The sequence below is a fragment of the Mesorhizobium sp. M0119 genome (assembly GCF_040322615.1).
GTDB lineage: Bacteria > Pseudomonadota > Alphaproteobacteria > Rhizobiales > Rhizobiaceae > Mesorhizobium.
Genome location: NZ_JAMYTU010000024.1, coordinates 73968 through 83852, shown reverse-complemented (window position 1 = coordinate 83852; position 9885 = coordinate 73968). Strand labels below are relative to the sequence as shown.

Annotated in this window: 9 protein-coding genes and 1 pseudogene; 6 read left to right on the top strand and 4 right to left on the bottom strand. The window is 62.6% G+C overall.

Annotated elements, in window-relative coordinates:
• The first annotated feature begins 154 nt into the window (after positions 1-154).
• Both NKJ40_RS21370 and NKJ40_RS21365 read left to right on the top strand, forming a co-directional pair.
• Positions 155-982: a helix-turn-helix domain-containing protein gene (locus NKJ40_RS21370; protein WP_352467750.1), complete on the top strand. Its 828-nt coding sequence runs from the start codon at positions 155-157 to the stop codon at positions 980-982.
• A gap of 72 nt (positions 983-1054) precedes the next feature.
• Positions 1055-1473, top strand: a pseudogene (locus NKJ40_RS21365) (VOC family protein).
• On the opposite strand, the gene NKJ40_RS21360 reads toward NKJ40_RS21365, so the two are convergent.
• Both NKJ40_RS21360 and NKJ40_RS21355 read right to left on the bottom strand, forming a co-directional pair.
• Entirely contained in the window at positions 1470-2939 is a 1470-nt protein-coding gene (locus NKJ40_RS21360) for a cobyric acid synthase (RefSeq protein WP_352467749.1), read from the bottom strand. The pseudogene NKJ40_RS21365 and the gene NKJ40_RS21360 sit on opposite strands and share 4 nt — an antisense overlap.
• Position 2940: 1 nt before the next feature.
• A complete protein-coding gene (locus NKJ40_RS21355) occupies positions 2941-3555 on the bottom strand; it encodes a dimethylsulfonioproprionate lyase family protein (RefSeq protein ID WP_352467748.1) in 615 nt (204 codons plus the stop codon).
• A gap of 150 nt (positions 3556-3705) precedes the next feature.
• Here NKJ40_RS21355 and NKJ40_RS21350 point away from each other — a divergent pair, with 150 nt between their 5' ends.
• From NKJ40_RS21350 to mmsB, 3 genes are read left to right on the top strand one after another with little or no spacing between them, the layout of a single operon-like run.
• Positions 3706-4872: an isobutyryl-CoA dehydrogenase gene (locus tag NKJ40_RS21350; RefSeq protein ID WP_352467747.1), complete on the top strand. Its 1167-nt coding sequence runs from the start codon at positions 3706-3708 to the stop codon at positions 4870-4872.
• A gap of 37 nt (positions 4873-4909) precedes the next feature.
• A complete protein-coding gene (locus tag NKJ40_RS21345; RefSeq protein WP_352467746.1) occupies positions 4910-5278 on the top strand; it encodes a four helix bundle protein in 369 nt (122 codons plus the stop codon).
• 57 nt (positions 5279-5335) lie between these two features.
• Complete coding sequence (gene mmsB, locus NKJ40_RS21340; RefSeq protein WP_352467745.1) at positions 5336-6220, top strand: 3-hydroxyisobutyrate dehydrogenase; 885 nt, start codon at positions 5336-5338, stop codon at positions 6218-6220.
• 364 nt (positions 6221-6584) lie between these two features.
• On the opposite strand, the gene NKJ40_RS21335 is transcribed toward mmsB, so the two are convergent.
• Positions 6585-7409 (bottom strand): methyltransferase domain-containing protein, encoded by an 825-nt coding sequence (locus tag NKJ40_RS21335; protein ID WP_352467744.1) that lies wholly within the window; start codon positions 7407-7409, stop codon positions 6585-6587.
• 386 nt (positions 7410-7795) lie between these two features.
• Here NKJ40_RS21335 and NKJ40_RS21330 point away from each other — a divergent pair, with 386 nt between their 5' ends.
• Entirely contained in the window at positions 7796-8209 is a 414-nt protein-coding gene (locus NKJ40_RS21330) for a VOC family protein (RefSeq protein WP_156948098.1), read from the top strand.
• 105 nt (positions 8210-8314) lie between these two features.
• Here the strand turns inward: NKJ40_RS21330 and NKJ40_RS21325 are convergent, their stop codons facing one another.
• Positions 8315-9694 carry an aspartate aminotransferase family protein gene (locus NKJ40_RS21325; RefSeq protein WP_352467743.1) on the bottom strand — a complete coding sequence of 460 codons (1380 nt, stop codon included), beginning with the start codon at positions 9692-9694 and terminating at the stop codon, positions 8315-8317.
• Positions 9695-9885: the final 191 nt, after the last annotated feature.

The following is a 9885-nucleotide window of genomic DNA, read 5'->3' as shown; positions in this document are numbered from 1 at the left end:
AACTCGCGCGGGCCGCGGGCTGCCTTTGTCGGGGCGATTAAAAACACCGCATTAAAATTAATAATCTCAGCCAACTCGGCGCGCCCGGCAAACACCCGGGCGCTTTTGATTCTGCAGGATGGTCTGTTAAAGTCGCTTTGCGGAAGGAAAGCGCATGCCCGCCAGCGAAGACGGCAGCCGCCACGACGGCCCAGGGCTCGATCGGTTCGAGATGGTGCGGCGCGCGCCCAGTCATCGGCTTCAGGGCGCCGTCACTGACATATGCGGCTTTCGCGAAACCATGCCAGGCCATTTCCGCGCGGTCGAATATGCCTCGCTGACCGTGCCGCTGGTCATCAGCTTTGCCGAACCCTTTGCCATCGGGCTTGGCAAGGACCCAAGCGACAATGACCGCTTCGCCAGTTTTGCCGCAGGCCTCTATGCCGGGCCGGTGGTGATCGAATCCTTCGGCGGCGCCTGCTGCGTGCAGATCAATTTCACCCCGCTCGGCGCTCGTCGCTTCTTCGGCCGGCCGATGAGCGAACTGACCGACCGCATGGTCGGGCTCGATGACGTGCTTGGCGTTGAAGGCATCGCGCTGCGCGAAAGGCTTGGCAATGCACCGGATTGGAGCACACGCTTTGCCATCTCAGAGGCCTTCGTCGCGGACCGGTTGGCAACGGCGGACCGCACTCAAGCCGAAATAGCCTGGGCCTACCAGACGATCGTCACGACGGGTGGCCGGATTCGCGTCTCATTGCTTGCCAACAAGCTGGGTTGGAGCCGCAAGCATCTTGCCGGAAAATTTTCGGACGCGATCGGAACCGGCCCAAAAACGCTGTCGCGCATTGTCCGCTTCAACCATGCGCTCGGCCTGTCGAGACAGGTCAACAGCGATTGGGCCGACATCGCCGCCGACTGCGGCTATGCCGACCAGGCGCATCTGGTGCGCGAGTTCCGCGACCTCGCCGGCATGACGCCGACGGCGCTTGGCGCGAGGTAACATTTCTTCAAGACGCGTGACCGGCCTTCGCCCAGACTGGGTTATCGACTAACCCACTGAAGGAGATCAGCCATGCCGAACACCACCGAACCACCGCGGCTTTATCCGGCGCTGCGCTACAGGAATGCCGGCAAGATGATCGACTGGCTCTGCGAGGCCTTCGGCTTCAGCGTCCGCGCCCGCTATGGCGAAGGCGACGTGGTGCACCACGCCGAACTCGCTTTCGGGTCCTCGATCATCATGCTCGGCACGGCGCGCGATGATGCCTATGGCAAGATGGTCAGCGCGCCCGGTTCGGGCGGCGGCAAGTCGATCTACGTTGCGGTCGCCGACGCAGACGCGGCATACGCGCGGGCAAAGACCGCCGGCGCCGAGATTCTGGAAGAACTCACCGACCGCGACTATGGCAGCCGCGAATTCATCGCGATCCGGAAGGCAATGTCTGGTCGTTCGGCACCTACTGGCCTAAGGCCGACGAACCCGCCAGCTAACGCGCCAGCCCAAAGATGGCGTCGCAGTCGAGGTGGGTTTCCAGCTCGGCTGCGATCTCGTCCAGTGCCCGTTCGACCTCAGCGCGGTAGTCGATGCCGCCGCCCTTGACGCCGAGGCTTTCGAGGAATTTCGCCCGGAAGGCATCGGCGGAAAACAGACCGTGCATATAGGTGCCCAGCACCTTGCCGTCGGCCGAGATAGCGCCGTCATCGATGCCGTTGATGACGGCGGACGGCCGCAGCGTGTCCGGACCGGTGGTGCGGCCGAGATGGATCTCGTAGCCCTCGAGCGGCAGATCGAATTGCACCGAGCGCGCGCTGACGTTGCGCACCGTCTTTTCCGGCTCCATCACCGTTTCGACGTCGAGCAGCCCGAGGCCTTGCGTCTCGGTGACGCTGCCCTCGATGCCATCGGGATCGCGCACGACATGGCCGAGCATCTGGAACCCGCCGCAAATGCCGACGATATGGCCACCGCGTTTCCTATGCGCGGCGAGGTCGCGGTCCCAGCCGTTCTCGCGGAATTTCAGGAGATCGCCGATCGTCGACTTCGAGCCGGGAATGACCACCAGCCCTGCATCCTGCGGCAGGCGCTGGCCAGGCGGCACGAACACCACCTCGACCTGCGGTTCGGCCTTGAGTGGGTCGAGATCGTCGAAATTGGCGATGCGCGAGAGCACCGGCACGGCGATCTTCAGCGCACGTTTCTCGCCGGACGCCAGCCGTTCGAGCACGACGGAATCTTCCGACGGCAGCCGCGCCGCCGCCTTCAGCCACGGCACAACGCCAAAGCAGCGCCAGCCGGTGAATTTTTCGATCGCTTCGATGCCATCGTCGAACAGCGAGACATCGCCGCGGAACTTGTTGATGAGATAGCCGACGATCATACGCCGGTCCTCCTCCGGCAGGATCAGATGGGTGCCAGCGACCGAGGCGATGACGCCGCCGCGATCGATATCGCCGACCAGGATCACCGGCACGCCGGCGCACGTCGCAAAGCCCATATTGGCAATGTCGCGGCTCCTGAGATTGATCTCGGCCGGCGAGCCGGCGCCCTCGACAATGACCAGATCGGCGCCCTCGCCGACCTTTGCCCAGGAGTCCAGCACCGCATCCATTAGCCGGCCCTTCAGCGCCTGGTAATCGCGCGCCCGCGCCTCGCCGAACACCTTGCCCTGCACGACGACTTGAGCGCCGACATCGGTCTGCGGCTTGAGCAGCACCGGGTTCATGTGGATGGTCGGCGCCACGCCGCAGGCGATCGCCTGCAGCCATTGGGCGCGGCCGATCTCACCGCCGCCTGAAACGCCCGGAATATCGGCGACAGCGGCGTTGTTCGACATGTTCTGCGGCTTGAACGGCCGCACTTTCAAGCCGCGCTTCTTCGCCGCGCGGCAGAGACCGGCGACGAGCACCGTCTTGCCGACATCCGAACCCGTGCCCTGCAGCATGATCGCCTTGGCCATGTCAGTCCCTGCCCTGCGCAACGGTTCCGGTGATCGTCGACTTGGCTGCCAGTGGCCCGCCGCGCCAGAGATAGAGCGCCATCAGTGGCTCCTTGCCGGTGCGCATGGCGTGGCTGACGTCAGAGGCATGGTGTATCACCTCGCCCGCCGCTCGAAGGCGAAAACCGCCATCGCCCATGCGCCATTCGGCGCCGCCGGTCAGCGGGATATAGATCTCCTCCGCGACATGATGGTGATCGGGGTAGACGATGTCGGGCCCAAGGATCAGCAGGCCGGCCGCGACCTCTTCATTGACGAAATGGCCGCGCGTGCCGAACACCTCCAGCCAGCCGTAATTGTCGATGAAACCCTTGCCGAAATCCGCTTCGCCATAGGTCTGGCCCCAGTGCAGATCGCCGCGACGCTCCGCAACCAGCCGCGCCAGCGACTTGGCCGCAGCGGGAGCGAGTTCGACGATACGGTCGAGCTGGACAAGACAAGGCAGTGCATGCGGTTCAAGCTGCCGGCCCGGCATGTCCCAGCCGATGCGGGCCACGGCGTTGCGCACCAGCGCATCGTCGAACGTCTGGAGATAGGCATGGAAGCGTCCAAGCAGTTCGTCAAAATTTGTCGTCACACTTTGCTCCAAAGCGCATTCGCGCACAGCGGCTGCCCGGATAGTTGGATCGAGACGGTCGGGTTGCGCGGCGGCATCATTGGTCTAGATTAGACTGCGCGCAAAGCCAAAAACGACAGGCCAGCAGGCCGGAACATCAGGGAGCACGCCATGGACGCCGCTGTCGATGCGGGCACCAGCCAGTTCGAACTCAACGAGGACCAGCGCGCCATCCAGGAGATGGCCGAGGCCTTCGCGGCCGACCGTGTGGCGCCGAACGCACTCGACTGGGATCGCAACAAATATTTCCCCGCCGATGTGATCCGCGAGACAGGCCCGCTCGGCCTTGGCGGCATCTATGTCCGCGACGATGTCGGCGGCTCGGGGCTCGGCCGGCTCGACGCCGTGCTGATCTTCGAGGCGCTTTCGCGGGCCGATCCGGCGTTTTCCGCCTTCATCTCGATCCACAACATGGCGGCATCGATGATCGACCGCTTCGGCAGCGACGAACAGCGCCGGCGCTTCCTGCCGAAGCTGACCTCGATGGAATGGCTGGCCAGCTACTGCCTGACCGAGCCGGGCTCGGGATCCGATGCCGCGGCGCTGAAGACGCGCGCGGTCAAGAGCGGCGGCGATTATGTGCTGAACGGCGCCAAGCAGTTCATCTCCGGCGCCGGCGACAGCGATCTCTATGTCGTCATGGCGCGCACCGGCGCCGACGGGCCGAAAGGCATTTCCACCTTTGTCGTGCCGAACGATGCGCCGGGCCTTTCCTTCGGCGCCAACGAGCACAAGATGGGCTGGCACATGCAGTCGACGCGCCAGGTCGTTTTCGAGGATTGCAAGGTGCCGGCGGAAAACCTGCTCTCAGTCGAAGGCGCCGGCTTCGGCATCGCCATGGCCGGGCTGGACGGCGGCCGCTTGAACATCGCCGCTTGCTCGCTCGGCGGCGCGCAATCGGCACTCGACAAGGCGCTCGCCTACACCGCCGAGCGCAAGGCTTTCGGGTCGAAGATCAACCAGTTCCAGGCGCTGCAGTTCAAGCTCGCCGACATGGAGACCGAACTGCAGGCAGCGCGCATCTTTCTCTACACCGCCGCTTCGAAGCTCGACCGCAAGGCGCCGGATGCCTCGAAATGGTCGGCTATGGCTAAGCGCTTCGTCACCGACACCGGCTTCAATGTTGCCAACGACGCCCTGCAACTGCATGGCGGCTACGGCTATCTGCATGATTACGGCATCGAGAAGCTGGTGCGCGACCTGCGCGTCCACCAAATCCTCGAAGGCACCAACGAAATCATGCGCGTCATCATCGCTCGCGCCCTGATCGGACGGTAAGTCAGTAGGCAGTAGGCAGTAGGCAGTAGGCAGAAAGATGACCGGCAAGATCAATTCGTACAAGGATCTTATCGTATGGCAGCAGGCGATGGATCTGGCCGTCACAACCTACTCCCTGACCAAGGCATGGCCAAAAGAAGAATTGTATGGGTTGACCAGCCAAATCCGCCGCTCGGCAACCTCTATTCCTGCAAACATCGCGGAAGGTTATGGCCGAGACAACAGAGGCTCCTATCAGCAATTTCTCAGGATAGCGCAGGGGTCGCTGAAGGAGTTCGAGACGCACCTCCAGATCGCCGAACGCATTGGCCTTGCTACGCATGATCAAGCTTATCACATGCTATTAGCGACCGAGGGCATCGGAAAAATGCTTCGCCAACTTATTAGCAAACTTGCGCCCGAATAGGCCGCCTACTGCCTACTGCCTACTGCCTACTGCCTTACCCAACCACGGAGCGCCATTATGACCACTATCGCCTTCATCGGCCTCGGCAATATGGGCAATCCGATGGCCGCCAACCTGGTCAAGGCCGGGTACGCCGTGTACGGCTTCGACCTGGTGCCGGAAAACCTCGTCATCGCCAGGGAGCACGGCGTCGTCATCATGGCCAATGCCGTTGCAGCGGTGAAGGATGCCGATGCGGTCATTACCATGCTGCCGGCCGGCAAGCATGTGCTGTCGGTTTACGCAGACATCGCGGCCAAGGCGAAAAAAGGCGCGCTGTTCATCGATTCCTCGACCATCGACGTCGAGTCGGCCCGAAAGGCCCATGCCATCGCCGCCAAGCACGGGTTGCTGACGATCGACGCGCCGGTCTCCGGCGGCACGGGCGGTGCGGCGGCCGGCACGCTGACCTTCATGGCCGGCGGTTCGAAGGACGCCTTCGCCAAGGCCGAACCAATCCTCAAGCCGATGGCCGGCCGCATCGTTCATTGCGGCGACGATGGCGCCGGACAGGCGGCGAAGATCTGCAACAACATGATTTTGGGCATTTCGATGATCGGCGTTGCCGAGGCCTTCGTGCTGGCGGAAAAGCTTGGCCTGTCGCACCAGGCGCTGTTTGACGTTGCCTCGACGTCGTCCGGCCAGTGCTGGTCGCTGACCACTTACTGCCCGGTGCCCGGCCCGGTGCCGACATCGCCCGCCAACAATGGCTATAAGCCTGGCTTCGCGGCGGCACTGATGCTGAAGGACCTGAAACTGTCGCAGGAGGCCGCGCAGAGCGCCGGTGCGGCAACCCCGCTCGGCGCCGAGGCAGCCCAGCTCTATGCGCTGTTCAATGCACAAGGCAACGCCGGCGCGGATTTTTCCGGCATCATAAATTTCCTGCGCGGTGCCACGGGGTAAACTCCGAATTTCATCGTTTTTTCGATATCCTGATGCGGAAAGCTGGCAAGTTTAGGTTTGCTTAAGCTCTTGCTAACCTTGCAGTAACGATGTGCGTTTAAAACGGATTGCGAGGCGGACATCCGCCCGGCGCTCCGGATCAGGTCTCGCGTACCGGAGCCCGCAAGTTTCGCCGTAAGTTTCGCAAGTGTTTTGTTGGCGAAGCGCCATGCGTATCTGGCAAAGCCGCGCTCCGATGGAGCGCGGTTTTTGCGTTTCGGACTCTTCAAGGACAGTGAGACGATCGCCCTGGCGCGACTCCAGATGATCGTCGGCCTCGTGGCGGCGGTCCTGACCTACGTTGACGACCGGCGCGTCAGCTGCGCTACTTGCGTGCGAGCAAGACATGAGCCTCTTGGGGGAATATCAGCTCCCCTCCAGTTGAATAGATTGCCAGCGACGAACTTACATCAGCCGTGATCGCTGCGACGACTGCGGCCCGATGTCCGGCCTCCATTCCGCTGATCAGCCCAGCCTGCGGAGTCGCTGCCAGCTGTAATCGCACGTATTGCTTTGACGAGGGGAACCGGATGTTCTGTGTCGTCGTGTGGATGGTCACCTGACGAAATCCCGCCCCGGCCACCAATCGGTAAAGCTCGTCCGCATCGGCGAGTGAATGCTCGGACCGTTTCGTTGCCGAAGCGCCCGGACCGAGGTGTCGATCCAAGGCATCCGCCAACGCCTTGGCCGCGGGAGTGTGCTCGATAGCGCTGAAAACGTTTAAGACCAGTCGGCCGTCAGGCACCAGAACCCGGAACATCTCACGTAGTGCACTCGATCGGTCCGGAAAAAACTGCAGTCCGAGCTGGCAAAGAACCAAATCAAAGGTGGAGTCAGGGAACGGCATTTCGAGCGCGCTTCCCTCGTGCCAGTCGATACGCGGTCCAGCACCTCTCGGGAGCGATCGAGCAACGGCAAGCATGCCCGTGTTGATGTCGAGGCCGACGACCTGCCCATTTCCCATACGCTCGGCCGCCGAGCGTGCCACCACGCCGGTGCCGCAAGCTACGTCCAGAATCCGCTCACCAGATTGAGGCGCAGCACGATCCAAAAGGTCGGCAGCCCACTGGGCTGTGATTGCCGGGACCAGGTAGCGCTCGTAGAGTTCCGCAGCGCTGCCTTCCAGCTGCCACTGCTCTTGCTGGGCCATAGCGTCCCTCCCGGACCAGCCGTTCGGGCAACGGGCCGATCGGCGCTTCAAGCAGCCATCTTAAAGCACGTGTCTGTCAACTAGCAACCGGACCGGGAGACATGGATACAGAGCAGATCGCTAGGACGATCCGCCCGCCACCCTAACGAGGACCTTTACTGCTGCTCGTTTCCATCGACGAGACGAATGGCAACGTTCCACCCACAGCCGAATCCAAACCGAGGCACCATCGCCTTTCGGATCACTTGTTGAAGTCGACAGGACACGCCCCGCCATTTCCACCGAGCGGAAGAGTGAAGGCAACCCGGTTGCAGACATAGTCTCGAAGACTATTTCGTTAGAGGCTATACGGCCGCACGAATCTCTTCACATATTGAGGTCCCGCAATGGCGCACGAGCCTCGAAAAAGACCATTATTCCGCAAGCTCGATAATCATCTATTGCGCGTGAGCGACCTCGATGCAGCCGTATCGTTCTATGGGGATCGGCTCGGTCATGCCCTCGTTTGGCGGGACGATGAAGCCGCTGGCTTTGCGCTGCCGGAAACCGATGCGGAACTGGTTGTCCATCTTCATATCGGTCCCGAGACCGATATCCTGGTCGATAACGTGGACGACGCGTTTGAGGAATTCTTGGCCGCCGGCGGTGAGGCTGTGCAACCGCCATTCGAGATCGCGGTCGGACGGTGCGCCCGTGTCCGCGATCCTTTCGGCAACATAGTTGTGATCTTGGACCAATCGAAAGGGATGTTGGTCACTGACGCGAAGGGGCACGTCATCGGTGTCAAGGCGGGCCAGTGATCACGCGTGGTCGTCTATACCGCCAACAGCCTCGCCTGGCGAACGCTTCGCCATAAAGCGGCATTCAATCTCCGGGCGCCCGATTACCAGGCGCCCGGCGATCGTTCACCGCTTGCGCAGATCTGCTTCCGCCAAATCGAGCGCCCTGGCGATGCGGTCGCAGGCGATGTCGATCGTCTCGCGCGTCCAGATCAGCGGCGGCGACAGGATCATCGTGTCGCCGGTGGCGCGCAGCATCATGCCCTGGGCAACTGCATGGTCGCGGACAAGCACGGCCGCGCTGCCGGCCGGCAGGAAGCGCTCCTTGGTTGCCTCGTCCTTGACGATCTCGATCGCTCCCATCAGCCCGAACGAGCGCACCTCGCCGACCAGATCGTGCCCACCGAGACGTTCCTGCAGCGCCCTGGCGAAGTAAGGCCCGGTATCGTTCCTGACGCGCTCGACCAGGCCTTCCCGCTCGATGATCTCGAGGTTCTTCAGCGCCACGGCGCAGGCCACCGGATGCCCGGCATAGGTGTAGCCGTGATAGAATTCGCCGCCCTTTTCGACCAGTGTCGCCGCGATGCGGTCGCCGACCAGCAGCGCCGACAGCGGCTGATAGCCAGAGGTCAGCGCCTTGGCCGTGGTGATGGTGTCGGGCTCGACATCGAAGGCCTGTGCGGCGAACCACTCGCCGGTGCGGCCATAGCCGGTAATGACCTCGTCCAGCATCAGCAGGACATCGTATTTGCGGCAAATGCGCTGCACTTCCGGCCAATAGCTCATCGGCGGGATCTTCACCCCGCCTGCCCCCATCACCGGCTCGCCGATGAAGGCGGCGACCTTATCGGCGCCGGCTTCGAGGATCGCGTCCTCGACCGCTTTTGCCGCGCGCAGGCCGAAATCATGGTCGCTTTCGCCGGGCAGTGCGAGCTCGTAGGCATAGGGCATCATTACATGGACGATGTTGGGCACGGCGCCGCCGAGCTGCTTGTGCATCAAATCCATGCCGCCGAGCGAGGCGCCGGCGATGGTCGAGCCGTGGTAGCCCATCTTGCGTGAGATGATGCGGTTCTTCTCGGGCCTGCCTTCCAGCACCCAATAGTGACGGACCAGGCGCAGCGCCGTGTCGTTGGCCTCCGAACCGGACGAGCCGTAGAACACCTGGTTGATATGCTTCGGCGCGATCTCCGCCAGTTTCTTGGCAAGCAGAACCGGCGTCGGCGTCGAGCATTTGAAGAAGGAGTTGTAGTAGGGCAATTCCTTCATCTGGGCGTAGGCGGCGTCGGCCAACTCGTCGCGGCCATAGCCGACATTGACGCACCACAGCCCGGCCATGCCGTCGAGGATTTCCGTCCCTTCGGCATCGTAGATGAACGGCCCGTTGGCGTGGGTGATGATGCGCGAGCCGGTCTCGCGCATCTCCTTGTGGTCGGTGAACGGATGAAGGTGATGCGCGGCATCGATCTGCTGAAGCTGCTTCAGCGAATAATTCTGGTAGGTCATGTCTGATCTTTCCTCTTGAACCAATCCGGCAGCTTTCGCGCCGGGGCGGATTCGTCAGAGGACAGCGGGCGGCGAATAGCCGATGCGAGCGCAGAGCCGCAACAGCTCGGCGCGTAGCGTGCGCGACGACGGCGTCACCGCCACCCCAAATGCGCAACCCGATTTCGCCAGCCGAGCCATGCATGTACCTT

Bases quoted from the DNA above. Each gene is read 5' to 3' on its own strand.
- NKJ40_RS21370 (WP_352467750.1), top strand. From the start codon at position 155: ATGCCCGCCAGCGAAGACGGCAGCCGCCACGACGGCCCAGGGCTCGAT.
- NKJ40_RS21360 (WP_352467749.1), bottom strand. From the start codon at position 2,939: ATGGCCAAGGCGATCATGCTGCAGGGCACGGGTTCGGATGTCGGCAAG.
- NKJ40_RS21350 (WP_352467747.1), top strand. From the start codon at position 3,706: ATGGACGCCGCTGTCGATGCGGGCACCAGCCAGTTCGAACTCAACGAG.
- NKJ40_RS21345 (WP_352467746.1), top strand. From the start codon at position 4,910: ATGACCGGCAAGATCAATTCGTACAAGGATCTTATCGTATGGCAGCAG.
- mmsB (WP_352467745.1), top strand. From the start codon at position 5,336: ATGACCACTATCGCCTTCATCGGCCTCGGCAATATGGGCAATCCGATG.
- NKJ40_RS21335 (WP_352467744.1), bottom strand. From the start codon at position 7,409: ATGGCCCAGCAAGAGCAGTGGCAGCTGGAAGGCAGCGCTGCGGAACTC.
- NKJ40_RS21330 (WP_156948098.1), top strand. From the start codon at position 7,796: ATGGCGCACGAGCCTCGAAAAAGACCATTATTCCGCAAGCTCGATAAT.
- NKJ40_RS21325 (WP_352467743.1), bottom strand. From the start codon at position 9,694: ATGACCTACCAGAATTATTCGCTGAAGCAGCTTCAGCAGATCGATGCC.